This is a genomic window from Mesorhizobium erdmanii (genome assembly GCF_013170725.1).
Taxonomy (GTDB): Bacteria; Pseudomonadota; Alphaproteobacteria; order Rhizobiales; family Rhizobiaceae; genus Mesorhizobium; species Mesorhizobium erdmanii.
In genome coordinates, this window is the sequence record NZ_CP033361.1 from 2,299,600 (window position 1) to 2,324,506 (window position 24,907).

Annotated in this window: 24 protein-coding genes; 9 read left to right on the plus strand and 15 right to left on the minus strand. The window is 63.8% G+C overall.

The window, feature by feature from the left end; translation table 11 throughout:
* Nucleotides 1-59 precede the first annotated feature (59 nt).
* The 3 genes from EB233_RS11095 to leuA all read right to left on the minus strand — a co-directional run bounded on the left by EB233_RS11095 (nucleotide 60) and on the right by leuA (nucleotide 4,767).
* Entirely contained in the window at nucleotides 60-863 is an 804-nt protein-coding gene (locus EB233_RS11095) for an alpha/beta fold hydrolase (protein WP_064989733.1), read from the minus strand.
* 222 nt (nucleotides 864-1,085) lie between these two features.
* Nucleotides 1,086-2,852 carry a tetratricopeptide repeat protein gene (locus tag EB233_RS11100; protein ID WP_064989732.1) on the minus strand — a complete coding sequence of 589 codons (1,767 nt, stop codon included), beginning with the start codon at nucleotides 2,850-2,852 and terminating at the stop codon, nucleotides 1,086-1,088.
* A 238-nt stretch (nucleotides 2,853-3,090) separates the two neighbouring features.
* A complete protein-coding gene (leuA, locus tag EB233_RS11105) occupies nucleotides 3,091-4,767 on the minus strand; it encodes a 2-isopropylmalate synthase (RefSeq protein ID WP_171892289.1) in 1,677 nt (558 codons plus the stop codon).
* Between the two features lie 475 nt (nucleotides 4,768-5,242).
* Between leuA and EB233_RS11110 the strand changes: the two genes are divergently transcribed.
* The 4 genes from EB233_RS11110 (at nucleotide 5,243) to EB233_RS11125 (ending at nucleotide 8,830) form a co-directional block, all read left to right on the plus strand.
* Nucleotides 5,243-6,409, plus strand: coding sequence for an ATP-grasp domain-containing protein (locus tag EB233_RS11110; RefSeq protein ID WP_064989730.1), 1,167 nt, complete (start codon nucleotides 5,243-5,245; stop codon nucleotides 6,407-6,409).
* Between the two features lie 4 nt (nucleotides 6,410-6,413).
* Nucleotides 6,414-7,190: an esterase family protein gene (locus EB233_RS11115; RefSeq protein WP_064989729.1), complete on the plus strand. Its 777-nt coding sequence runs from the start codon at nucleotides 6,414-6,416 to the stop codon at nucleotides 7,188-7,190.
* 281 nt (nucleotides 7,191-7,471) lie between these two features.
* The gene (locus EB233_RS32130; protein WP_281366200.1) at nucleotides 7,472-7,606 is read left to right on the plus strand and encodes a hypothetical protein; all 135 of its coding nucleotides are present in this window, start codon (nucleotides 7,472-7,474) and stop codon (nucleotides 7,604-7,606) included.
* Between the two features lie 144 nt (nucleotides 7,607-7,750).
* Nucleotides 7,751-8,830: a siderophore-interacting protein gene (locus EB233_RS11125; protein WP_064989727.1), complete on the plus strand. Its 1,080-nt coding sequence runs from the start codon at nucleotides 7,751-7,753 to the stop codon at nucleotides 8,828-8,830.
* A gap of 14 nt (nucleotides 8,831-8,844) precedes the next feature.
* Here the strand turns inward: EB233_RS11125 and EB233_RS11130 are convergent, their stop codons facing one another.
* From EB233_RS11130 to EB233_RS11150, 5 genes are all read right to left on the minus strand, one after another.
* Nucleotides 8,845-9,948 carry an AbrB family transcriptional regulator gene (locus EB233_RS11130; RefSeq protein WP_064989726.1) on the minus strand — a complete coding sequence of 368 codons (1,104 nt, stop codon included), beginning with the start codon at nucleotides 9,946-9,948 and terminating at the stop codon, nucleotides 8,845-8,847.
* A 90-nt stretch (nucleotides 9,949-10,038) separates the two neighbouring features.
* The gene (locus EB233_RS11135) at nucleotides 10,039-10,281 is read right to left on the minus strand and encodes a type II toxin-antitoxin system Phd/YefM family antitoxin (protein WP_064989725.1); all 243 of its coding nucleotides are present in this window, start codon (nucleotides 10,279-10,281) and stop codon (nucleotides 10,039-10,041) included.
* Nucleotides 10,282-10,328: 47 nt separating this feature from the next.
* Entirely contained in the window at nucleotides 10,329-10,637 is a 309-nt protein-coding gene (locus EB233_RS11140; RefSeq protein ID WP_064989724.1) for a putative quinol monooxygenase, read from the minus strand.
* Between the two features lie 60 nt (nucleotides 10,638-10,697).
* On the minus strand, nucleotides 10,698-11,492 hold the full coding sequence (locus EB233_RS11145) for an SDR family NAD(P)-dependent oxidoreductase (RefSeq protein WP_064989723.1): 795 nt from the start codon (nucleotides 11,490-11,492) through the stop codon (nucleotides 10,698-10,700).
* A gap of 66 nt (nucleotides 11,493-11,558) precedes the next feature.
* Nucleotides 11,559-11,996, minus strand: coding sequence for a DsrE family protein (locus EB233_RS11150; protein WP_064989722.1), 438 nt, complete (start codon nucleotides 11,994-11,996; stop codon nucleotides 11,559-11,561).
* A 99-nt stretch (nucleotides 11,997-12,095) separates the two neighbouring features.
* On the opposite strand from EB233_RS11150, the gene EB233_RS11155 reads away from it, so the two are divergent.
* Nucleotides 12,096-13,190, plus strand: coding sequence for a hypothetical protein (locus tag EB233_RS11155; protein WP_064989721.1), 1,095 nt, complete (start codon nucleotides 12,096-12,098; stop codon nucleotides 13,188-13,190).
* A gap of 346 nt (nucleotides 13,191-13,536) precedes the next feature.
* Here the strand turns inward: EB233_RS11155 and EB233_RS11160 are convergent, their stop codons facing one another.
* Nucleotides 13,537-14,484 carry a cation diffusion facilitator family transporter gene (locus EB233_RS11160; RefSeq protein WP_064989720.1) on the minus strand — a complete coding sequence of 316 codons (948 nt, stop codon included), beginning with the start codon at nucleotides 14,482-14,484 and terminating at the stop codon, nucleotides 13,537-13,539.
* Between the two features lie 5 nt (nucleotides 14,485-14,489).
* Nucleotides 14,490-16,679, minus strand: coding sequence for an anthranilate synthase (locus tag EB233_RS11165; protein WP_064989749.1), 2,190 nt, complete (start codon nucleotides 16,677-16,679; stop codon nucleotides 14,490-14,492).
* A gap of 143 nt (nucleotides 16,680-16,822) precedes the next feature.
* On the opposite strand from EB233_RS11165, the gene EB233_RS11170 reads away from it, so the two are divergent.
* Both EB233_RS11170 and EB233_RS11175 read left to right on the plus strand, forming a co-directional pair.
* Nucleotides 16,823-16,960 carry a hypothetical protein gene (locus tag EB233_RS11170; RefSeq protein WP_155765358.1) on the plus strand — a complete coding sequence of 46 codons (138 nt, stop codon included), beginning with the start codon at nucleotides 16,823-16,825 and terminating at the stop codon, nucleotides 16,958-16,960.
* A 37-nt stretch (nucleotides 16,961-16,997) separates the two neighbouring features.
* Nucleotides 16,998-17,768, plus strand: coding sequence for an isocitrate lyase/PEP mutase family protein (locus EB233_RS11175; protein ID WP_064989719.1), 771 nt, complete (start codon nucleotides 16,998-17,000; stop codon nucleotides 17,766-17,768).
* Nucleotides 17,769-18,008: 240 nt separating this feature from the next.
* Here EB233_RS11175 and EB233_RS11180 read toward each other — a convergent pair whose 3' ends face one another.
* From EB233_RS11180 to EB233_RS11195, 4 genes are all read right to left on the minus strand, one after another.
* A complete protein-coding gene (locus tag EB233_RS11180; RefSeq protein ID WP_064989718.1) occupies nucleotides 18,009-19,064 on the minus strand; it encodes a M14 family metallopeptidase in 1,056 nt (351 codons plus the stop codon).
* Between the two features lie 111 nt (nucleotides 19,065-19,175).
* The gene (locus EB233_RS11185) at nucleotides 19,176-20,351 is read right to left on the minus strand and encodes an MFS transporter (protein ID WP_064989717.1); all 1,176 of its coding nucleotides are present in this window, start codon (nucleotides 20,349-20,351) and stop codon (nucleotides 19,176-19,178) included.
* A 218-nt stretch (nucleotides 20,352-20,569) separates the two neighbouring features.
* The gene (locus EB233_RS11190; RefSeq protein ID WP_064989716.1) at nucleotides 20,570-21,946 is read right to left on the minus strand and encodes an FAD-containing oxidoreductase; all 1,377 of its coding nucleotides are present in this window, start codon (nucleotides 21,944-21,946) and stop codon (nucleotides 20,570-20,572) included.
* Nucleotides 21,943-22,404: a DUF4126 domain-containing protein gene (locus EB233_RS11195; protein WP_064989715.1), complete on the minus strand. Its 462-nt coding sequence runs from the start codon at nucleotides 22,402-22,404 to the stop codon at nucleotides 21,943-21,945. Before EB233_RS11195 ends, EB233_RS11190 begins: the two co-directional genes overlap by 4 nt.
* A 143-nt stretch (nucleotides 22,405-22,547) precedes the next feature.
* Here EB233_RS11195 and EB233_RS11200 point away from each other — a divergent pair, with 143 nt between their 5' ends.
* Complete coding sequence (locus tag EB233_RS11200; protein WP_064989714.1) at nucleotides 22,548-23,150, plus strand: sugar O-acetyltransferase; 603 nt, start codon at nucleotides 22,548-22,550, stop codon at nucleotides 23,148-23,150.
* Here the strand turns inward: EB233_RS11200 and EB233_RS11205 are convergent.
* Complete coding sequence (locus tag EB233_RS11205) at nucleotides 23,123-24,109, minus strand: helix-turn-helix domain-containing protein (RefSeq protein ID WP_064989713.1); 987 nt, start codon at nucleotides 24,107-24,109, stop codon at nucleotides 23,123-23,125. The two genes, EB233_RS11200 and EB233_RS11205, sit on opposite strands and share 28 nt — an antisense overlap.
* A 129-nt stretch (nucleotides 24,110-24,238) precedes the next feature.
* Between EB233_RS11205 and EB233_RS11210 the strand changes: the two genes are divergently transcribed.
* Complete coding sequence (locus EB233_RS11210; RefSeq protein ID WP_064989712.1) at nucleotides 24,239-24,883, plus strand: cysteine hydrolase family protein; 645 nt, start codon at nucleotides 24,239-24,241, stop codon at nucleotides 24,881-24,883.
* Nucleotides 24,884-24,907: the final 24 nt, after the last annotated feature.

The following is a 24,907-nucleotide window of genomic DNA, read 5'->3' on the forward strand; positions in this document are numbered from 1 at the left end:
CCGGCAAAATGCACTGGCGAGGTGGAGCGGGGCGCTGGCGCTGGCGCGTTGGCAGGAACTTAACCGGTGGCGGCGGCGAGTTTCGGGCGGACGGACCTGGTGCGGCGGTTCATGTTGCGCAGGATAATGCCGGCGATCAGATCCGGCGCTTCCTCGATCAGCATATGGCCGGCCTCCAGCACGTGATGGACATGAAAGCGTGCCGGCAGGTCATCCGCCTGGGTGAAGGGCAGCACCGCGTCATTACTGCCCCACACCACCATCACCGGCATGGCCAGCCTGTCCAACTGGTCGCGCGGGATGACGCCTTGCCGGTCGTCCCTTGTCATGGCGGCGGCGATTTCGACGAGTTTTTCCAGTTGCCCGGGCCGCTTGCGCATGTCGCGGAGCCTATCGGCGGTGTGATCGAAAGGCCGCGCCCGTGGCCCCGACATGGCGGCAAGGCAGGCGAGGATCTCGGAAAGGCTCTCCGCGCCGGCATAGCGGCGCAACAATGGCCCGTTGATTTCCGGGCCGAAACCGCCGGGCGCCAGAAGCGTCAGCGAGGCCACTTTCTCAGGCCCGGCCAGCGCTGTCAGCACCGCCACCGCGCCGCCCATCGAATGGCCGACGAGATGAACACGTTTCAGCCCTCGGGCGGAGAGATCGGCAAGAACGGCCCGTGCCGCAACCTTTGCAGGGCCGGCGCCCGGAAAGTCGAGCGAGAGGCCGTGCCCCGGCAGGTCATAGGCAAGGGTGCGCGCGGAGGGGCCGAGCAGGGCGATCACGTCGCGCCAGACATCGTGGCAACCGCCAAAACCGTGCAGCAGGGCGATGGTCTTCGAGCCAACGCCCTGTTCGGCAACATGGAGCGATGAGATCATGAACGCGGAAAGGGGTCGAATTGCGAGAAAGCCTGAATATGGCTGGATTGCTCTTCGTCCGGCGCGATGGCCAGTAAAGTTTTCGCGATTATTTTGCGAGCAATGCGTGTCATTCAGGGGATCGCCTTGCAAAAGCCGGCAAATCAGGCATTTCGGCGCTTCGCCCTCCATCGCCAACGCCGTGCAATTCCATTAGTCCAAACAGTCCCGGCCTGTCGCAGATCAGCTGGCGCTGCCGAGGCCTGCGGAGCGCAAGGCGCCGACCAGCCGCTCGGTCAGATCGGCTGGATATTTCCGCTCGACAAAGGTCGCGCGAGGATCGGCCGCGAATTTCGGAAACTTTGTGTTTAATTCGTCCAGCAGCATCCTCACCAAATCGTCCTGGCCAGCGGCCTTGGCGCCGATCAGTCGCGCCGCCAGATAATGCGACTTCGTCGCGGTCGTGCGCAGTGCCATGCTGGCCGCGACAGCCTTGTTCATGTCGCCGAGCATGAACTGGCCGACGAACAGCCCGTAATCCCACCATGTCGAATGACCGCTGAACGTCTGGGCCGCATGGGCGAGGATCGGCGTTCCCTCGGCGTATCGGCCGGCGAAGATAAGCCCATAGCCGTAGGCCGCGGCCATGCCGAGATCATAGGGGTTGAGTTCGGAAGCCTTGCGCATCCAGCGGATCGCTTCGTCGGTATTGCCGAGCCGCGCACTGACGTAGCCGTAGGCGCGATGCGCATAAGGGCTGGTCGGTCCCATCTGCACGCCGCGATGGGCAAATTCGACCGCCTTTTCGATCGTTGCATTGGGCGGGTAGGCATAGTGATCGGAAACTGCCTCAACCTGTAGAGACGCAAGTTCCGAATAGACGAGCGAGGACTTTGCCCCGGAATTGGCCAAGGTTTCGAGGCAGCGATAAGCGGCCTCATGGGTTTTGGCATTCTGGTCGAGATAATATTTGTCGTTGAGCAGCAGGCATTCGGTCAGGCCGTCCGGTGTGCCCGTCTGCTCGATGTAATTGTAGATCGTGCCCGAGGCGGGGAGCGCCGAACTCAGCAGGTCGGCAATCCGGTCCTCGACCGCGCCAGGAGCGCTGTCGGCCGGCGCGAGATTGCGGGAAAGAAGCACCCGCCCCGATGCCGCGCTTTGCAGTTCGATCGTGATGTCGCCGGCGTTCGGGCCAGGCAGGATGTCGAAGATGAAGCTGGTGGCCTCGTCGGCGGAATCTTGCCTTGCGTCTCGGCCGATGAAGTCGATCGTATCGAAGCCGCTCAGGCCGGCACGCAGCGACGCGCCGACACGGCTGGCAGCAGTGCCGTCAGCCTTGTTGTCGATGTAAACGAGCGGCAGCGCCTCGGACATCGCCGAGGGGGCAATGGTGCTGGTGAGGCCGGCGCTCTCGAACGTGGCCGGTATCTCGCCGCCGGCCAGCAGCGCGCCGCTGCCCTGACGCAGGATCAGCACGCCGAGCATGGCGATGACCACGGCGATCGCCATCCAGAAGAACCGGAGATGGCGGGCCACCGAAGGTGCGGGTGCTGCCGACGGCACCAGCAATGCGGCTGGAACGGCATCGTCGGCCACGCCGGAGTGCTCGGACGGACCCGTAGCCGCTTCGGTCTCTCCGGCAGGTTTTGCGGCTTCCGGCAAGCGGATCGCGTTGAGCTCGTAGGCCGGCACGTAGCCGCCGCGTGGAATGGCGATGCGGACAGGCTCGGCGATGCCTTCATTGGCGAAATATTGCTGCAGCAACTCGCGCAGCCTGCCTGCCTGCACCCGCACCACGGCATCGGTCGACGGATCGAAATCGCCGTCCTTGCCAAAGACGTCCATGGCGATGGAAAAGCCCTTGAGCCTGTCGCCTTCGCCGGCCTGTTCGCGTTCGACGAGATAACGGATCAGCTTGCGCGCGCGCTCGGATCGTCCGAACGTTTCGCTGGCAAGCAGTCGCTCCAATGTTTCGCGCACTGCGGGGGCGGCAGGCGTGGCATGCTGCAAGTGTCGATCCTCTCGAAGTCGGCACAGGTTAGGACGCGATCATATAATGCCAGCAACGCCACGCAAGTGTACAGCCATTATGTGATCGCGTACCTAACCGGATAATTTTCCGGTGGTTAATAGCCGCCCCAATGCCGGCGACAGAACGAGTTGGCCACTCGAGGCCAAAGCCTTGTTCGGGCTTCAAAAAATGACTGGCGCGAGTTGTCCGATTTCTCGCGCCAATCCTTTGTAAACGCTACCGCGCCTTGCCGCCGATGATGCGGTTGGCGGCCGAAGTCACCGCTTCAAGCGAGGCGGCGACGATGTTGGTGTTGATGCCGGCGCCGAACAGCTTGCCGCCGGGGTACTCCATTTCGACATAGGAAATAGCCGAGGCATTCGAGCCGCGCTGCATCGAGTGTTCGGAATAGTCGAGCACGGACATCTCGACGCCGACATGGCGTGAGAGCGCATCGACAAAGCCGTCGATCGGGCCGGTGCCGGTGCCGGTAATGGTCACTTCCTTGCCGTTGTCGAGGATGATCGCCTCGATCACACGCCGGCCCTTGACCACGGTATCGGGATAGGTGTGATGGTCGAGGAATTTCAGCCGCGCGCCGGGCTGGTCGACATAGGCTTCGAGGAAGCGCTCATAAATGCGCCTGGCCGGCACTTCCTTGCCTTCGGCATCGGTGATCGCCTGGATCGCCTGGCTGAACTCGATCTGCAGATTGCGCGGCAGATTGAGACCGTAGTCGGCCTGCAGCACATAGGCGATGCCGCCCTTGCCCGACTGCGAGTTGATGCGGATGATGGCCTCGTAGCTGCGGCCGACATCGGCCGGGTCGATCGGCAGATAGGGCACTTCCCACAGGCTGGTGTTGGCCTTCTTCAGCGCCTTCATGCCTTTGTTGATGGCGTCCTGATGCGAGCCGGAAAAGGCGGTGTAGACGAGTTCGCCGACATAGGGGTGGCGCTCGGGAATCTTCAGCTGGTTCGAGTACTCGTAGACGTCCTTCATCCGGTTGATGTCGGAGCAGTCGATGCCCGGATCGACGCCTTGCGTGTACATGTTGAGCGCCAGCGTGACGATGTCGACATTGCCGGTGCGCTCGCCATTACCGAACAGCGTGCCTTCGACGCGGTCGGCGCCCGCCATCAGGCCGAGTTCGGTGGTGGCGATGCCGGTGCCGCGGTCATTGTGCGGATGCAGCGAAATGATCAGGTTCTCCCTGGCGTCGAGATTGCGGCACATCCATTCGATGCGGTCGGCATAGATGTTGGGCGTCGACATCTCGACCGTCGACGGCAAATTGATGATCAGCTTGTTGTCCGGTGTCGGCTTGACGATCTCGGTGACGGCGTTGCAGATCTCTAGCGCGACTTCGAGCTCGGTGCCGGTAAAGCTCTCCGGCGAATATTCGAAGCGGTAGCCGCCGCCGGCCTTGGCCGCCATGTCGGTGATCATCTTGGCGGCGTCGGTGGCGATGCGCTTGATGCCGCCGACATCCTTTTCGAAGACGACGCGGCGCTGCAATTCGCTGGTCGAATTGTAGAAATGCACGATCGGATTGGTGGCGCCCTTCAGGGCCTCGAAGGTGCGGGTGATCAGTTCCGGCCGGCACTGCACCAGCACCTGCAGCGAGACGTCGGCAGGCACGTTGCCTTCCTCGATGCACCAACGGGCAAAGTCGAAATCGGTCTGCGAGGCCGAGGGGAAGCCGATCTCGATTTCCTTGAAGCCCATATCGAGCAGCAGGCCGAACATGCGCGCCTTGCGCTCATGGCCCATTGGGTCGATCAGCGCCTGGTTGCCGTCGCGCAGGTCGACCGAACACCAGATCGGCGCCTTGTCGATGACCTTGTTGGGCCAAGTGCGGTCGGTGAGGCCGACGGTTGGGTAGGGTTGGTATTTGCGGGCGGCTTCCGGCATGTGGCCGGCCGCGCGTTTTACGCCCTCGGGTTCGCCAGATCGGATGTCTTCTCGTGCGTTCATCGTCTTGTTCTCCCGGCGGCTCGCTGATCGGTCTTCGGACGGATTTAGGGCGAGCGGCGCCTTATAAGATTTTCGTTCGCTTGATGGAATTGCCAAGGAGCATGCGCTTGCGCGGCGGTTCGACCGCCGGGCGCTCCTTCAGCGAACCCGGCGATCGCCGATAAGGCCGAGAAGAAGCAGGGTTGAGGCAAGCGCGCGAACGGTCTCGCCGGCAAAGCCGGTCTGACGGGAAGCGGTGGTGGCGCGCGTGCTCATGCGGGCTCTCATACAGGAGCGGCTTGTGCGAGGCAAGCAGGGGCTGTGCCTGTCGCGCATTATCCCTGGTGCGGATGCTCTTCCCCATGCGCCGCAAATGCGCCAGACTTGGACGATGGCGGGGCTGCGCTGCGCCGTCGCCGGGAGGGGGTTGTCCATGAATTTCGTGTTCTTCTCGCCGCATTTTCCCGTCAACGGCGCCGATTTCTGTGACCGGCTGAAGAGGGCCGGCGCCACCGTACTCGGGATTGGCGATGCGCCCTATGAGGCGCTGGACGGCAGGCTGAAGGCAGCACTTTCGGAGTACTACCGGGTCGCCGACATGGAGGACTACGATCCGGTGTTCCGGGCGATGGGGCACTTCATCCACAAATGGGGCCGCATCGACCGCTTCGAATCGCTCAACGAGCACTGGCTGGAGCTGGAAGCCAACATCCGCACCGATTTCAACATCTACGGCACCAAGCTCGACTTCGTGAAGAACCTGAAGCGCAAGAGCCGCATGCGCGCCTTCTTCCGCAAGAGCGGCGTCGAAACCATCGCACAGCGCAAATGCTCCGACAGGGCGGGGGCCATGACGTTCATCCGCCGCGTCGGCTACCCCGTGGTGGTGAAACCCGACAGCGGGTCCGGGGCTTCCAATACCTTCAAGATATCCAACGCCAGAGAGCTCGACCAGTTCTTCAGGGACAAGCCCGAGGATGTGACCTTCGTCATGGAGCAGTTCATCGAGGGGCTGGTGGTGACCTATGACGGGCTGGTCAACCGCGACGGCGAGGTGGTGCTGGCGGCCAGCCACCGCTACGACCAGAGCGTCATGGAGGTGGTCAACAAGGACCGCCACATGAGCTACACCTGCTTTCCCCATATCAGGCCCGTGGTCGAGGAGGCCGGCCGCAAGATCCTGAAGGCGTTCGACGTGCGCGAGCGCTTCTTCCATATCGAACTGTTCGAGACCAGGGACGACCGCATCATCGCGCTCGAGGTCAACATGCGGCCACCGGGCGCCTGGATGACCGACGCCATCAACTACACGTTCGACATCGATGTCTACGCCGCATGGGCCGACATGGTGGTCAAGGATGCCGCCGGCGGACCCCATGAGGGCAAGTATTTCACCGCCTATGCCAGCCGCAAGCGGCACCTCGACTATTTGCACAGCCATGAGGACGTGCTAGCCGCGCACAAGGACAAGATCGTCCACCATCAGGCGATAGAAGAGGTTTTCAGCCGCGCCATGGGAAACTACGCCTACCAGATGCGCTCGAAGGACCAGGCTGAGCTGCGCGAGGCGGTCGCCTATATCCACGCGGAAAAGGCTTGAGGCCATGGACATCTCCTATCACAAGGCCTTCGCCCGCAATCTCGGCCGCGACATGGAATACAAGCGCTACGGCCATGCCGGCCGTCCGGTGGTGGTGTTCCCGACCTCGCAGGGACGGTTCTACCAGTTCGAGGATTCCGGCGGGGTGGGCGCGCTTGGCGAGTTCATCGACACCGGCCGCATCCAGCTGTTCACGGTCGACGGCATCGATTCGGAATCCTTCTTCGACAAGCGTGCCGACCCAGCGCATCGCATCGGCCGCCACGAGGCCTATTTCCGCTATGTGCGCGAGGAGGCGCTGCCGGAGATCTTGTCCACCGCATCGGCGGCCAATGGCGGACGCAAGCTGAAGCCGCTCTTCTCGGGCTGTTCGATGGGAGGCTACCATTCTTCGAACTTCGTGTTCCGCTTTCCCGAACTCGCCAGCGGCGTCATCGCGTTGTCGGGGGTCTATTCGGCGCGCGATTTCTTCGGCAAGACGCTGGACGGCGACATCTTCTACAACTCGCCGCTCGACTATCTGCCCGGCATCGTCGACCCGAAATTGCTGGCTCGGCTGAAGGCGCTCAGGCTGATTTTCTGCTGCGGGCAGGGCGCCTGGGAAGAGCGCATGCTGGTCGAGACGCGCCAGCTGGAACAGATCCTGCGCGACAAGTCCATTCCGGCCTGGGTCGACTATTGGGGCGGTGACGTCAGCCATGACTGGCCATGGTGGCACAAGCAGCTGGTCTATTTCTTCGGCCGCTGGCTGGATGATGACCTGATGCACAGGCTGGACTAAGGTATGCTAATATTCAGGTGAGGCCGGCCTGCAAATGGCTGATACCTGCGCTTCCGGTGCTCACGTACGAAAAGTACGCTCCGCTCCGGCCTGACGATGCAATGGATCGACCATTTGTCTGATCTGGCCGGTGGCGCCGTGCTGACCAATGGCGTGCCGCATTTCGTCGACGGAGTGACGGGAAGGCCCTTTCAAACCCCTTCGCCAAACCGCATGGCCAGGGCAGTCTCGTCCACGGTGAGCGTGCTCTGGGCCTTCCGGCGATCGGCTACCTCCTGGTGATGCGTGTCGGTAGTTTCGATCTTCGCGCCACGGGCCATGTCGCCGCTCTGGGCCTGGGCGTCCTTCTCGTGGGCGTGGTGATGGCGCGCCTGTTCGGGCGCTTCAATGGCGGCAACTTGCCGGTCGATGGATGAGCCTGGCACCGCTGGCCAGTTATAATATGATAAATGCATTCAAGTTTTTGTGGAAACTCCGGCGCGCCTGTGGCATGGCCAAACGGTGACGGAGCCTTGCTGTCCTGGCGGCTTCGTCTGAACCGCCATCGAAGGATTTGAGCCATGGATCAGTTGAGCGCGCAGACCCGCATCAGCGATGAGGCAATAAGGTCGGCGATCGAGCGTCTGCGCGCCGAGCATGGCGAGTTCGAGATCGAAACCGGCGCCGTCGACCGATGGGAGCTTCGCCTGTATTACGGGTCGTTGAGCGCGACGATCGACGGCGATGCCATGTTGATCCGTGTCGCCGCGATCGATGAAACCTGCCTGTCCTACATGAAGATGACGGTCGCCGGCCACGTCGCGCGGCATCTCGGCACGGCCAATGGATTGCGTTGGCAAGGCGACGGCAGCGATGCCGGCACGCCGGTCTTCTTCCGCGAGATAACCGTCATGTCGTCGACGCGGATTTCTCAGCACATGCTGCGCCTGCGCCTGGCCGGCACGGACCTCGGCCGCTTCAGCCATGGCGGCCTGCATATGCGGCTGCTGTTGCCGCCGCGCGGCCGGCGGCCGGTCTGGCCGACGATAGGCTCTGATGGCCTGCTTGTCTGGCCCTCGGGCGAGGATGCGCTGACCATCCGGGTCTACACGATCCGGGCGATCGATGCGGCAAGCGGATGGCTCGATGTCGATTTCGTGCTGCATCCGGGCCAGGATACGCCGGCCGCCGCCTTCGCGCAGAACGCCCGGGCGGGAGACGTGATCGGCATGATCGGGCCGGGTGGCGGCGATGCGCCGGAGGCGCAGACCTTGCTTCTCATCGGCGACGACACCGCGCTGCCCGCCATCTGCAGGATCCTCGAGCATCTGCCGCCGTCAACCCGGGCCGAGGCAATCATCGAGGTCGACGGTCCTAGCGACCGGATCGCACTGCCGCGAGGGGACAATATCGACGTTACCTGGCTCTTCCGGCATGGCCGGGCAGCTGGCGCCGCCGGCTTGCTGCCGGCCGCTTTGCGCGAACGCGGCCACATGGCACTGGCGGACGGCCTCTTTGTCTGGGCCGGATGCGAATTCGCCGACTTCCGCGAGATACGCAAGATCGTGCGCAAGGAGTGGGGCTTGCCGCGCGACCAACATCTGGTCACCGCCTATTGGCGCCGCGGCGCGCCAGGCGAAAACGGCGGCGGCGACGAATAAGACGCCGAAGCAGGTCAGTCGCGGATGCTTCTGGCCACCAGCCGCGCGACGCTCGGGCCGACGAGCAGCACGATCAGGAAACGTGCCGATTGCAGCGCCATGACGAAGGAAATGTCGACGTTCTGTGCCGCGGCGGCGATGATGGCGACACTGTCCATGCCGCCGGGGCTGGTCGCCAGATAGGCGGTCAGCGGATCGATGCCCAGGAGATGGCTGATCAGGAAAGCGAGCCCGCCGCAAAAGGCGATCAGCGCCATGATCGAGGCGATGATCTGTGGCAAAGCGCGCGTCGCATGGCGCAGGATCGGCCTGGTGAAGTTCAGACCGATCGACCAGCCGACCATGGCGTAGCTGACCGCCAGCAGCCATTGCGGCAACTGCATCTCGACGCCAAGGCCAAGATGGATGACGCTGCCGAAGATGAAGGTGCCGAGAAAGAAAGGCGAAGGCAGCCGGCACAGTTTTCCCACCAGGCCACCGACCAGCGCGATGCCGATGGTTGCGGTGAAGGCCTGGGCATCGATCGGCGGAAACCAGATGATGGGCGGGATTTCGATGCCTGATGTGTCGACCCACATCTTGGCGACGACGGCCGCCGTCATCGACACGAAGATGACGCGCAGATACTGCATGAAGGCGACAAGCCGCTGGTCGGCGCCGAATGCACCGGCCATCAGCACCATGGCGGTGGCCGCACCCGGCGATGAACCCCAGACGGCGGTGGTGCCGGGCAGGATGCGCCAGCGGCTGATCAGCCAGCCAAGCAGGCTGGAGGCCGCGACCGTGGCGATCACCACGCCGAGCAACAACGGCCATTCCCGGTAGAAGACCGGAAAGATGTCGGCCGAGATCGAAGCGGCGACGAGACAGCCGACAATGGCCTGGGCGGAGCCGAAAAGCAGGCGCGGCACCCGCACCGTGGCGCCATTGGTGCCGGCGACGATCGCCGCCAGCATCGGGCCGATCAGCAGTGCCGCCGGCAGGGCGGCGAGCTCCAGCGCACCAGCGAACAGGGCCGAGATGGTGAGCAGGATCAGCCATTGCCAAGGCCTGCCTATCCGCGCCATGCGCTCGGCGGCGGGCTGGTCGGGAGATGGCTGTTCGGCCGACGTATCCATTTTTCGGTCTTAGACCTGGAGCGTGAAGATGCGAACCGCGGTCCGCCGAAAAAATGAAGGTTCACGCGTTCAGATATCGAGTAACAGGTTTCATATATCCGCGTCGAACCGTTGCTCGATCTCGTGGCTACCCATGCGGTCGAAATCTTCGGGAATGAGAAGCCCGGTCATAAAACCGACCCGCCGCGTCTGCGTTTCGGGCTGATCGATAGGCACGATTCTGGCCAACGGCTTGCCGGCATTGGTGATAATGAACGACTCACCTTTGGCTACCTGTCGAACGAGGCGCGACAGATGGGCTTTCGCATCACGAATGTTTACCGTTCGCGTCAAAGGTTGTTCCTCAAAGACTGCCACCGTGTGGGCATCGAGCCTCCGGGTCAGCCAGTCTTGCCGTCAACCAGACCGAAGCCGCCTACAGGATGGGTTTCCACCTGGAATTCGAAGCCGGCGATGAAGGGGCGCGCCTTGGCTATGGCCGCCTGGACTTCGGGAAGCTGCAGCGAGGCCTTGTGGCTTTCAGCGTCGGTCCAAACTTCGGTCACCCAGATGGCGTCGGCGTCGACGGGGTCGGTGGCGATGATATAGCTCAGGCAGCCGGGCAGGGCGCCGGTGCTGGTACGCAGCACGTCCATGACCGCGTCGCGCTGGCCGCGCGACGCCCGCATCTTGCCGATCAGTCCGTACATTCCTTGTCTCCCCTGGGGGTTGGCGCGAAAGGAGTATGCAGTCAGTATGCAGATAGCCGCTCACGGCATCAACTGGCCGCCATTCACCTCGATCACCTGGCCGGTGATGTAGCCGCTCAGCAGATCGGACGAGAGGAAGAGATAGGCGCCGACGCAGTCTTGCGCCGTGCCGGCCCGGCCCTGCGGGATGGTGGCGACCATGCCCTTGATCTGCTCGTCGGTCGAATATCGTTCGTGGAACGGGGTGAGGATTACGCCGGGCGCCACTGCGTTGACACGGATACCGAAGCCGATCAGTTCCTTGGCCATGCCGCGCGTCACGTTGGATACGAAGGCCTTGGCGGAGCCGTACAGGCCAGCGCCGCCGGCGGCGCCGTTGCGGGCCGCGATCGACGACGTGTTGACGATAAAGCCGCCTTGCTTCTTCAGCCAGGGCATAGCCTTGCGCGAAGCAGTAAGCACAGAGCGCGCATTGAGATCCATCACGGCGTCGTAATGCGCCTCGGTCTGGTCGGCATAGGGCACGCGGCCGAGCATGCCGCCGGCATTGTTGACCAGCCCGTCGAGGCGGCCGAAATGTTGCGCGCTGTCCTCGACGACGCGTTCGACATCGGCGGCCAGGGAAAAATCGCCCTGGACGAGGAACACCTCGCCGCCGCCGTCGCGAATGGTCTTGGCCAATTTCTCGGCGGCGTCGCGGCTCGAATTGTAGTGCAGCGCGACGCGGCATTTCTGCGCGGCATAGGCCAGCGCCAACGCCGCGCCTATGCCGGTCGAGGCGCCGGTGACCAGCACCGCCTTGCCGGCGAGATCAGGTATGCTGAGCCCAGAGGGCGTGGTCGTCGTCGCTGGCATTTTCGTCCTCCGGGGGCCGCCTGTTGTCGCGGGCATCGCCACCCTTGCATTCAACGCCACGGCGCTTCAAGGCCTGAGATAGACATAGCCCTGGCTTTGCAGTTCCGCGAGCTTGACCACGCCACCCTTGTCGGCGGCATGAAAGCCGGCCAGCAGGTCGGCAAGCGTGATGTCCATGCCTTGCATGGTGTTGGCGCAGGCCTGCGGCTCAAGTCCATGGCTCAGAAGGCCGGCGAAGCGGCCGGAGACGGCGGCCGATATGCCTTTCGACTTGAAGGCGGCAAGGGCCGGACCATGCACCACCAGCGTGATGTCGACATTGCCGCCGGTCCCCTCATAATGGTTCTTGATGTTGCCGAGCACGAAATTGACCTTGTCGAGATCGCTCAGGTGATAGGCGACCTTCAGCCGGGCAGGCTCCGTGGCCGCTGCCTGAGTTGCCTTCAGTCCGATCAGCGCGCCGGCCCCGGCAACAACCGCGTGGAACATGTCGCGTCGGCGCATGGCATCCTCCCTGGTGTCGGCTCACCGCGATTTGCGTGGCTGTGGCCGCAATACTAGCATAAATTGACGTTACGTCCTGTCGATGCGGAGGAGGATCACATGGCGTTCCAGGGGTGGAAGACACTCACCGGTGCCGGATTTGGCGCAGTGCTGCTTGGCGGGCTCGCGGGTTCGGCCTTGGCCGATAATGCGCTGAAGCTGACGGAGCTCAGCCCGAAAGGGGCGGACGCTTGTTTCGGCCGGGTCTATGACGCGGCCCATCTCAAGGCGCATCCGAAGCAGAAGGTGGCGCGGATCTTCTTCTATTATGGCCATGATCCGGTCAGCCGGCCGAACGAGGAGCCGACGCCTTCCGACACATCCTACAATGGCTTTCTCACCACCACGGTGCGCGGCGCCAAGGCGCCGCAATGGGCCGGCGGCTGGTGCAATCACGAATCCGAAGACGGCACGACCGGCGCGATCCGTTGCGGGATGGATTGCGACCGTACGCTGGCGTCGCTGAAGGTCGACGACAAGGGCCGGCTGATCCTGTCGGACCTGTCGTCCGATATCTACCTCGATCCAGACGCGGAGGATGAGCTCGGCAAGGCGGAATACAACAGGCAGGCGCTTGGCTCGGATGATGACAATTTCCGCCTCGACCCGATGCCGGCCGCAACCTGCCAGGCCGAGTTCGCGCGCATCGATCCGATCGATCCGGCGCTCGGTGATCCGTTGCGCGTGCGGTTGAAGCCCGACCAGGCCTTCTGCTACGGCCGCGATTACGATGCGGCGCATATGGGTTCGCATCCCGATCAGCTGGCGCAGTCGATCCGGGTTTTCCGCGGGCCGGTGGAACTGGCTTCCTTCGCCTCGGGTGGCGACGCCGCCAACTGGCCGGATGGCGCCGACATCGCCGTCTCGGTCACGACGCGGCAGAAGGCAGCCAAGGTCACGCAGACCTATTCCTGCCAGGGCGAAGCCGACCAGTGGCGTTGTGCTGCCAGCTCCAAGATGAGCGATTTCTCCTGCGACATCGCGCAGAAGGAAATCTTCCTCAAGCGCGGCGCCAACGGCACGATGATGCTGGCCAATCCCAACAGCAGCGTGGCGATCGTCGACCTCTGCTCGAAGGCCGCCAACGGCAAGACGAAGTCGGACGACAAGGTTTATCGGCTCGAACCAATGCCGCAATCGGCTTGTGCGCCCTGAGGCACCCAACGCTTCGTCATCCTAGGGTGTAGCAGGAGCGAAGCGACGCGGCGCAGACCATAGGATCCATGCCGAGACTACTGAGCGCTGTTGCGGTGCAGAATTCTGCACGGCTGCATGCGTCGTCCTAGAGCGGTTCAGCGTTTGATGGAATCGCCGAACCGCTCTAACTCTTTATTTTTACGCAATTCCGGACGGAAAACCGTTACACACTTTTCCTGGAATTGCTCTAGGTCGCGGCATGGATCCTCGGGTCTCCGCGACGGAGCTTCGCTCCTGCTCCGCCCGTGGATGACGAAGTCGAGAGGTTTCAGCTAATTTTCTAGGGTCGTGACGGCGAACCGGCTCACGCGAAAGGCACGGCGGTCGTGCCCTTGGGCAGCTTAGCCTCATCGTCGGGCTCTACATGGATGGTCACCCGCACCGAGGGGATTTCGGCCTTCAGCGCGTCCTCGATGCGGTCGCAGATGACGTGGCTGGCGCCGACCGACATGTCGGCGTCGACGACCAGATGAAACTCGATGAAGGTGGCGCGGCCGGCGATGCGGGTTTTCAGGTCATGCACCTCCAGCGCGCCCTTGCAGTTGGCCGAGATGATGTCGCGGATGCGCATGTGTTCGTGGGTATCGACGGCGCGGTCCATCAGCCCGTTCATCGACGAGCCGATGACGTGCCAGCCCTGCCACAGGATGTTGAGCGCGACGATGACGGCGAGCGCCGGATCAAGGATCTGCCAGCCGGTCAGGATTGCTCCGACCAGGCCGCCGAAGACGCCGATCGAGGTCACGACATCGGTCATGATGTGGTTGCCATCGGCGACCAGCGCCGGCGATTTCTCGGCCCGGCCGGCGCGGATCAACGTCCACGCCCAGAAGGCATTGATGACCGTGGCGATGCCGTTGACGGCAAGGCCGTTCCAGGGCTTTTCCAGCGGCGCCGGGGCTTGCCAGGAGCGCCAGACCTCGTTGAGGATCAACAGTGCGGCGACGACGATCAACACGCCTTCGAGCACGGCCGAGAAATACTCGGCCTTGTGGTGACCGAACGGATGATCCTGGTCGGCCGGCTTGTGGCTGACCTGGATCGCCCAGAAGGCAGCGACCGAGGCAATGACATTGACGATCGATTCCAGCGCGTCGGAATAGAGCGCGACAGAGCCGGTGATATACCAGGCGGCAAGCTTCAGGCCGAGCACGACAGCGGCAATGATGATCGACCAGAAGGCAAGGTTGGCAACCTTGCGCTTCGCGGCCGCCCTGGCCGTGGTCGCCATCGTGTTCTCGACTTCTGCCATATCGGTCAGGCTGCCTTTTCCTTGGCCTTGCGCGGCAAATGGGCGACGATGTTCTCGATGATGCGCATGCCGGCATTATGGCCGAGCGTCATGATCGATTCCGGATGGAACTGGACAGCGGCGATCGGCTCCTTGCGGTGCTCGAAGGCCATGATGATACCGTCCTCCGTCTCGGCAGTGACGATGAAGTCATCGGGCAGCCGCACTGGATCGGCGAAGATCGAGTGATAGCGGCCAACGGTTACTTCCTTGGGCAGGCCGGAGAAGATGATGCCGGGCTTGGAAACGCGGATGCGCGACGGCTTGCCGTGCATGGGAATATGCAGCTGGCGCAGTTCGCCGCCATAGGCTTCGGCCAGAGCCTGCAGGCCAAGGCAGACGCCGAAGATCGGCAATTCGCGGGCACGTGCCTTTTTGATCGTCGCGGCGCAGTCGAAATCCTTCGGCGTGCCAGGCCCGGGCGACAGCACGACGAGGTCCGGCTTCAGCCGCTCGAACACTTCCTCCGGCACTGGCGTGCGCACGGTCGAGACGTTGGCGCCGGTCTGGCGGAAGTAGTTGGCCAGCGTATGGACGAAACTATCCTCATGGTCGACGAGCAGGATGTTGACGCCGTCGCCGACGCGCGCGGTGGTACGCTCGGTGCTGGCGGAATTGCCCGACTTGGCGTCGCGGATGGCGGAGAGCATGGCGGATGCCTTCAGTTCGGTTTCGGCTTCTTCTTCCTCGGGAATGCTGTCGAACAGCAATGTGGCGCCGGCGCGCACCTCGGCGATGCCATCCTTGATGCGGATGGTGCGCAAGGTCAGGCCGGTGTTCATGTCGCCGTTGAAATTGACCATGCCGATCGCCCCGCCATACCAGGCGCGCGGGCTCTTCTCGTTCTGCTCGATGAAGCGCATTGCCCACAGTTTCGGCGCGCCGGTGACGGTGACCGCCCAGGCGTGCGACAGGAAGGCGTCGAAGGCATCCATGCCTTCGCGCAGCCGCCCTTCGATGTGGTCGACGGTGTGGATCAGGCGTGAATACATCTCGATCTGGCGGCGGCCGATGACGCGCACCGAACCGGGCTCGCAGACCCGCGACTTGTCGTTGCGGTCGACGTCCGAGCACATTGTCAGCTCGGATTCGTCCTTCTTCGAATTCAGCAGTTTCAGGATCTGCTCGCTGTCGGAAATGGCGTCGTCGCCGCGCTTGATGGTGCCGGAGATCGGGCAGGTCTCGACACGGCGGCCATTGACGCGCACGAACATTTCGGGCGAGGCGCCGATCAGATACTCGTTTTCGCCGAGATTGATGAAGAAGGAATAGGGCGAGGGGTTGATCGACTTCAGCTTGCGCGAAATCTCGGAGGGCTGGGTCTCGCAGCGTTCGTAGAACATCTGGCCGGGCACGACCTCGAACAGGTCACCGCGCTTGAACGAATCCATGGCGCGCCGCACCAGATTGGCATATTCGCCCGGCTCGTGGTCGCCGCGTGGCGGGATGCGGTCGGCGGTCTTGAAAGGCTCGGCGATCTCGTCGCGGGCCAAGCCTTCGGTCGAAAACCCCACGCCGGAATAGTCGTAGCGGTCGGTCCAGGCCTTGGCCGAATAATGGTCGACGACAAGGATCTCGTCGGGCAGGAACAGGACGAGGTCGCGCTGGCTTTCCTTGCGAACGAGCGTGTAGTCGACCGGATCAAACTGGAAGGCGAGGTCGTAGCCGAAGGCGCCATAGAGGCCGAGATTGGCGTCCTCCTCGGTCTTGAACAGGGCCGTGATGGCGCGCAGCACGGTGAAGACGGAAGGGACGCGGCTGCGCTCCTCTTCGGTGAAGACACGGCCCGGCTTGGCGACGTCGAGGCGGATCAGCGTCTTCGACATCTCGGCGATCGTCACGTCGGTCAGGCCGCCAAGGGCCTTGCCGATAACCGGCAACAGCGCCTCGCCGCGCCGGTTCAGCGCTTCGATGCGCATGGCGCGGCCACGCGCCGAGATCACCAGCGGCGGATCGATGATGGCGGTGTCCCAGCGCGTGTAGCGGCCGGGATATTCGTAATTCGAGGAAAAAACCGCACCCCGGCGCGAGTTCAAGCCATCGACATAGGCGTCGATCGCGCCCGCATAGGGCCGGTCGTGGCGCTCACGCGTAATGGTGATGCCACCCGCGGTCACGAAGCTTTCAGCGCCGTTTTCCAGAACCTTCATCGTCATTGCCGTCTCCATCAGCTTGTTGGGCAACGGACCCGGGACTGGCTTTTAAAAAACAAATGGCCGCCCGGACTTTCCGTTGCGGCCACCCTCTCTTTTCACGCACGCGCGTTCGAACAGGCCGCTGTCAGCAGGCCCACCACCAAATGGTCTTGGTCGAACGCATGTTCATGGCGAAATCCATAGCGGCGAAAGACCGGATGCGCAACAGGTTTGAAAAGTCTCTTCAGTGGCTGCCGCTTCCCGGTCTCTGGCACATCGCCACCGCCGGTGGCGTTGCCTAGACTATGCCTTCAACATCCAGAGAACGGGAAAACACCAATGACCGATCAGGCCGAGCGCGCGCGGACGTTCCATTCCCTTCACGTCAAGGGCAATCCGATCGTTCTCTACAATGCCTGGGATCCGGGCTCGGCCAAGATCGTCGAGAAAGCGGGCGCCAAGGCCATCGCCACCGGCAGCTGGCCGGTCGCGGCCGCCTTCGGCTATGCCGATGGAGAGAAAATCCCGCTGGAGCTGGCACTCGACAACATCAAGCGCATCGTGGCGGCAGTCGACCTGCCGGTGACCATGGACCTCGAAGGCGGCTATGGCGTCGAGCCGGAGGTCGTCGCCAAGACGGTGACACGCGCCTTGCAGGCCGGCGCCATCGGCTTCAATTTCGAAGATCAGATCGTTGGCGGCACCGGCCTGCACGACATCGGCGCACAGGTGAGGCGGGTCGAAGCGGCGGCGGCCGCCGTCAAGGCGTCGGGCATACCGGCCTTCCTCAATGCCCGCACCGACATCTTCCTCAAGGCCAAGCCCGATGCGCATGACGGCGTGCTGCTCGACCAGGCGATCGAACGGGCGCATGCCTATCAAAAGGCCGGGGTAAGCGGCTTCTTTGCCCCGGGACTCGGCGACGAGCGGCTGATCGAGGCGCTGTGCAAGGCAGTTGCGCTGCCGGTCAACATCATCGCGCTGGCGCATGTGCCGCCGCGCCAGCGGCTGGCCGAACTCGGCGTCGCCCGCATCAGCTATGGCCCTGTGCCTTACCGGCAGATGGCGGAGTGGCTGGAGGCCAAGGCGCGGCAGGCGATTTCTGGGTAAGTGGTTCTGCACGGGCAGCCGGTAAGGGATGACGCGCAGACCTCCCGATTTCGTCATTCCTGGGCGGAGCAGGAGCGAAGCTCCGTCGCGGAGACCCTGGAATCCATTCCGTGACCTTCCTTGCGGGTGCAGCGGAGCAGATTCTGCACCGCAGCGGTGCGTTGAGGTCGCGGCATGGATTCTAGGGTCTGCGCCGCGTCGCTTCGCTTGCTTCGCCCTAGAATGACGAAATCATAGGCCTCAATCCTCCAGCGTCCCCGACCGGGCATCGGCACTCTTGCTGTCGCCGACCAGTTTCAGCAGGTCCTCGCCGACACGGATGATGCGGCGCGAGCGGCGGGTCAGGATGATGCCGTCCTGCGGCGCGAACACTTCCGCGCGGCCATCGGTCTCGCCTGGCGCGTGGACGATGGTGGCGAGGCGATCGCCCCTGACGACGCGGTCACCCGGCTTGACGTCGTAGAGCACGGCACCCGCGCGGGGCGCCGGCATCATGTCGATGTTTTCCAGGGGGGCGACGACACCCTTGAAAGGGCCAGGTGCGGTAAGCGCGTTGTCCGATATCACGCCGCGCCCGACCAGAAGCCGGTAGAGGCCTTCGGCGTCGGCTTTGGCCAGCGCGCCATCGACATCGAGGATACCGCGATATTCGACGGTGGTGGCGACGCGACGATCGAACTTCACTACCTCGGCCGGCACGTTCTGGTAGGGCATGATCGAGGCACCCTCGAAGGTGCCGTCGGTGTCCTCACCCCACAACACCACGGCATCGACGCCCATGGCGGCGGCGCAATCGGCCATGGCCGGCCACAGGCTGGTGTGGATGTAGAGATAGGCAAGGCCCTCGTCGTCGCAGTGCAGGTCGAGCACGATGTCGTGGCCGAGCGACAGCTGCACCAGGCGTGACTTCAGCCGCTGGTCGGCGCCGCCGAAGGTCGTGTCGGGCAACAGCTTGGCATCGGGGGCGGCAAGCAGCGGGAAGCCGCGGTTGAAATTGGTGCGGGTGCCCAGGTGAAAGCGGCCCTGGTGCTCGCCAAAATGATATTGCGCGCGGCCGATCGGATTGGCCCAGGGCACGATGGTGATGTTGCCCTTGACGCGGCCTTCGGCCTGCGCCTTGTTCAGCGCCGGCATCAGCGCGTCGATGGCGACGACGCCCGGGAGTTCGCCGGCGTGGAGGGCCGCCTGCAGATAGGCCGAGGGCGCCGCCTTGTCGCTACCTGCGAAGCGCAGCACCGGGAATTCGTAAGAGACGCCGTCGCTGTCACCGGCGATGCGTTCGATCGATTTCTGCATGACATCCTCCCTCAACGGTCACCAGACATGCCCATTTGAGGGTGCCGATGTCGATTGGTCCAGCCTGCCGCGCTATGGGCGCAAGATTTCCGTCGCTTGGCGAATGGTCGTCTATTCGGCCGCCGCCTGAAGCGGAACGGGTGCCCGCCGGTCAAGCGTTTGCGACAGCACCGCGACGGCAACCGCCAGCAAGGCGAGCATCGCGCCGACCAAGGGCAGATGGGCATAGGACACGCCGGCGGACAGGGCGACGCCGCCGATCCAGGCGCCGCTGGCATTGCCGACATTGAAGGCGCCCTGGTTGAGCGTGGCGGCAAGGTTCGGCCCTTCCGAGGCAGCCTCGACGACGCGGATCTGCAGCGGCGGCACGACGACGAAGATGAGCAGGCCCCACAGGAAGACGATGCCGATGGCGACGCCGGCGATGGCGCCGAATTGCATGAAACCGACAAACAGCACCGCCATTAAAAGCAGCGTGCCAATGACGGTCGGCATCAGCTTCCAGTCGGCCAGCCGGCCGCCGATGATGTTGCCGATGGTCATGCCGGCGCCGAACAGCAGGAGCACCCAGGTGACATCAGATGTGGACAAACCGGACACATCGGTCAGATAGGGTTTTATGTAGGTGAAGACGGCAAACAGGCTGGCCGAGGCGAGCGAGGCGATCAGCATCGCCAGCCAGACCTGGAGCTTGCCCAGCACGCGCAGCTCGCCGCGCAGGCCGCCGCCGCTCGGCTCGGCAACGTCCGATGGCACCAGCCAGGCGATCGCGGCGACCGAGATCAGGCCGATGCCGACAACGGCGACGAATGTGGCGCGCCAGCCGAAAGCTTCGCCAAGGGCCGTGCCGGCGGGAACGCCCAGAATGTTGGACAGCGTCAGTCCGGCGAACATCAGCGCCATGGCGCTGGCGCGCTTGTTGCGCGGCACCAGGCTGGCGGCGACGACCGAACCGATGCCGAAGAAGGCGCCGTGGCCAAAGGCGGTAAAAACGCGCGCCGCCATCAGTGTCCAATAGTCAGGCGCGATGGCGCAGAACAGATTGCCGACGACGAACGACGCGGTCAGCCCAATCAGCACCGGCTTGCGCGGCAGATGCGCCGTGGCCATGGCGACGACCGGCGCGCCGAAGACGACGCCGAGCGCATAGCCGGTGACCAGCAGGCCGGCCGACGGGATCGACACGCCAAGGTCGCCGGCGACCTCCGGCAACAGGCCCATGATGACGAATTCGGTGGTGCCGATGCAGAAGGACGCAATGGCAAGCGCAAGGATCGGCAAGGGCATGGAGCGTCCAGACTGAATCGGTTCAATCTGAAGATTGAACGAAGCACGCAACGGCGCACAAGCGCCATTGCCGCAATGGAGCAATGCAGAAAGTCAGGAGCTTGCCGGCAAGCCGCTAAAGCGCGTCGCGTCGAAACGGATTCATGCGGCGCGCTTTAGGTCTTTGTTTTTATGCATGTCGTTCTCCCAGAACCGAGGTCACTTCTGGGCGACATGCATTAGACCAACGGCTTCAGCTCCTGGGCGATGGTGGGCAACAGTTCCGAGACGGTGGGATGGATGTGCACGGCTCGCGCGAGCGTGTCGACCGGCGCCTTGGCGTACATCAGATCGAGCACACAATGCACCGCCTCGTCGCCGCCGGGGCCGAGCACCGAGCAGCCAAGGATCTCCCTGCTTTCGGCATCGACGAGGATCTTCATGAAGCCTTGCGTCTCACCCTTTTCGACGGCGCGGCCGACGCGGGTCATCGGCCGCTGGCCGACCAGCGCCCGGCGTCCGGACTTTTTCACCGCCGCCTCGGTCATACCGCAGCGGCCGAGCGGCGGGTCGATGTAAAGCGCATAGGCCTCGATGCGGTCGCTGACCTTGCGCGGATCATTGTCAAGCAGATTGGCGGCGACGATCTCGTAGTCGTTGTAGGAGGTGTGGGTGAAGGCGCCCTTGCCGTTGCAGTCGCCCATCGCCCAGATGCCGGGAACGTTGGTGCGCAACTGGTCATCGACAATAACGGCGCCACGTTTGTCGACTTCGACGCCGGCTCTGTCGAGGCCGAGATCGTCGGTGTTGAGCGTTCGGCCGAGCGCCAAGAGCACATGCGAACCGACCACCGGCGCTTTGCCGGCCGAGAAGGTCACCGCGATGTCCTTGCCATGTCTGGCGAAAGCGATGTCGTCGGCGCCGACATGGACGGCGATGCCTTCGTTCTCCAGGATCGACTTGATGGTGGCCGAGACGTCCTCGTCCTCGCGGCCGGTGAGGCGCGGGCTCTTCTCGATGACGGTGACGTCCGAGCCGAAGCGGCGGAACATCTGCGCGAATTCGAGCGAGATGTAGCTGCCGCCGACGACTATGAGGTGGCGCGGCAGGACGTCGAGATCCATCATCGAGGAATTGGTCAGGTAGTCGATGTCATGGATGCCGGGCAAATCGGGCACGGAGGCACGGCCGCCGGTGTTGAGGAAGATCTTTTCGGCGGTCAAAAGGTCGTCGCTGACGCGCACCGTATTGGCGGATTCGAAGCGCGCATGGCCGCGATAAAGCGTGCAGCCCTTCATGCCGGCGATCCATGTCTCGAGATTGCCGCGGGCGTCGTTGGTGACCTTGTCCTTGCGCGCCTTGATCCTGGCGTAGTCGACGCCAACGGGGCCGGAGAACGTCACGCCATAGTCGGCGGCGCGCCGCGCCAGATGCGCGGCATAGGCGCTGGCGACCATGGTCTTGGTCGGCATGCAGCCGGTGTTGACGCAGGTGCCGCCGACCAGCTTGCGCTCGATCAGCGCCACGCTCATGCCGGCCGATGTCAGCCGGCCGGCCAATGGCGACCCGGCTTGGCCGGCGCCGATGATGATGGCGTCGAAGGTTCTTGCCGTCATGCCACCGCCGCCACGATCAGCAGGCCGCCGATGATCGCCACGGCGTCCTCGATGAAGGCGGCGGGCGGGTCCTTGCCAAAGGCGGCCGCCAGCCGGCCACGCGCTTCGGCCCCACCCAGCGTGCCGATAACGGCGCCGATGGCGCCTGCGATCAGGCAGACGATGGTGGCGCCGCCTGCCGCGCCGATCACGGCACCGGCGAAGGCGCCCATGATGATGCGGGCGCCGAACTGCTGCGGCACTTTACGGCTTGGTGTCGAGGGCAGCTGGTCGGTGACGAGTTCGACGATGGCGAGGATGGTGAAGATGCCGACGGCGGCCCAATGGCTCATGAAGCTCGCCCAGGTGCCGGCAACCGGCAGCCAGCCGAGCCAGGCGCCCCAGGCGACGGTCGCCGGCGCGGTCATGGCGCGCAGGCCGGCAATCACGCCTATCAGAAGTGCGAGAATGTAAAGCATGGAAGATCCCCCTCGATCACCAGGCCAGAACGGCCTCAAGATGGCAGGCTACCATAGGTCCGATATTTGACCAGTACTTGGATTGGCGCTTTTGTGCTGTCCGCGACTATGCTTTGCAACGACGTCGATTTGGAGACCCCGCCATGGCTGGAAGCGAGCGCTCGAAAATGGCGGCCGGGGAATGGTACTCTTGCCTCGATGACGAGCTGGAGGCGTTGCGTGTCACGGCGCGCGACGCGGTGTTCGAGCACAACATGTTGTCGCCGCGCGAGCGCGGCAATCTCGGACCGGGCCTGAAGGCATTGCTCGGCGGCGTCGGCGAGGGCGCCCGCATCGAGGCGCCGTTCCATTGCGCCTACGGCTTCAACATCTTTGTTGGCGATGGCGTTTTCCTCAATGCAGGCTGCACCATCCTCGATACGGCAAGCGTGCGCATCGGCAAGGGAACGCTGCTTGGTCCCAATGTGCAGATCTATTGCGCAGAGCATCATAAGGAGATGGCAGGCCGGCAGGCGGGACTGGAGATCGCGAGACCCGTCGAGATCGGCGCCCATGCCTGGATCGGCGGCAGCGCGGTCATCCTTGGCGGCATCAGCATCGGCGATGGCGCCATCGTCGGCGCCGGCGCGGTGGTGACGCGAGACGTGGCCGCGAACACCACAGTGGTCGGCAATCCGGCGCGACCGGTCAAGCGGGACTCAGTTTCCATTCCAAGCGATCAGGTGTGCGCCACGCGCGTGTCCTGATCGGCCCGCCTGGAAAATTCGCGCCGGTACCGCGCCGGCGATGTCCGGAGCCGTGCGGCGAAATGCTGGCGCAGCGAGGTAGCGCTGCCGAAGCCGGCCTCGAAGGCCACGATGTCCATCGATTTCTCCGTCGCTTCCAGCAGGCGCTGTGCCAGTTCGATCCTCTGGTTGGTCAGCCAGTCGCCGAAACTGGTGCCGATCGATTTCTGGAAGCGGCGGGTAAAGGTGCGCCGGGTCAGGCCGGCGGCCTCGGCGACGCTGTCGAGGCTGTGCGTTTCGCCGAGCGCGGCGCGCACGGCGTCGAGCGCCTGGGTGAAACGGTCGGCGTCGGCGCTCTTTGCCACGGGGCGCTCGATGAACTGCGCCTGACCTCCCTGGCGGTGCGGCGAGAGCACGACGTGCCGGGCGAGCCGCAATGCCACTTCCGCGCCATAGCGGGTGCGCACGATATGCAGGCAGCAGTCCAGTCCGGCGGCGACGCCGGCCGAGGTGACGATGTCGCCATTGTCGACATAGAGCACACCGGGATCGACCGAAATGTCGGGGTGCAGGGCCTGCAGCCGGTCCGTATAAGCCCAATGCGTAGTCGCCTTGCGGCCCGAAAGCAGGCCGGCGGCGGCGATGGCAAAGGTGCCGAGGCAGAGCCCGACGACCAGCGCGCCGCGCCGGTGCGCGCGGCCGAGCGCTTCGTCGAGTGGCCTGGCCAGAGGGGCGTCGAGATCCCTCCAGCTCGGGATGATGACGATGTCGGCATCGTCGAGCGCGGATAGCCCGTGCGGGACAAGGATGCTCAGCCCGGCATCGGTCTGGATCATGCCTTGTTCGACCCCGCAGACACGGAAGTCGAAGCGCGGCAGGCCGAGCCTGGTGCGGTCGGCGCCGAAGACAAGGCAGGGTACGGAGAGGTGGAACGGGCTGATGCCGTCGAAGGCGAGGACGGCAATGATTGGAGCGGTCATGGGCTGCTTCCCGTGGCGAGAAAACGAATTGTCCCAATTCTTTCGAACGATGTCAATCGGGCCACTTTTGATGGATCATCGACCGGTCTATCTTCGGCCCATTGCATTCTATCCGGAAAGGAAAACACCATGTCTGACAGAGCCAACACCACGCCGCGCCGTGCGCTGATCGTGATCGATGTCCAGAACGACTATGATGGCGGCAACCTGGCCATCCAGCATCCGCCGTTCCGCGACAGCGTCGTCAATGTGGCGCGCGCCATGGATGCCGCGGCGGCCGCGGGCATCAAGGTCGTGGTCGTCAAGCAGATGGCGCCGGAGACGTCACCGATCTTCGCCAAGGGCAGCCATGGCGGAGAACTGCATCCGGAAATCGCCAAGCGTGGCCGTGACCATTATGTCGAGAAGATGCTGCCTTCCGCCTTTACCGGCACCAACCTTGAAGAATGGCTGCGCGCCAACGCCGTCGATACGCTCACGGTCGTCGGCTACATGACGCATAATTGCGACCTGTCGACGATTATCCACGCCGTGCATATGGGCTTTGCCGTCGAGTTCCTGTCGGATGCGACCGGTTCTGTGCCCTACGCCAACAGCGCCGGCTATGCCTCGGCCGAGGAGATCCACCGCGTGGTGACCATTATCCTGCAGTCGCGCTTCGCCGCGGTGCTGAAGACCGCCGAATGGGCCGAGTGCCTCAAGACCGGCGCCTTGCCGGAGCGCGACACGATCCATGCATCCAACCAGCGGGCGCTGGCGCGCAACGCGGCATAACATTTTTGGAAACAGAAAGGGCGC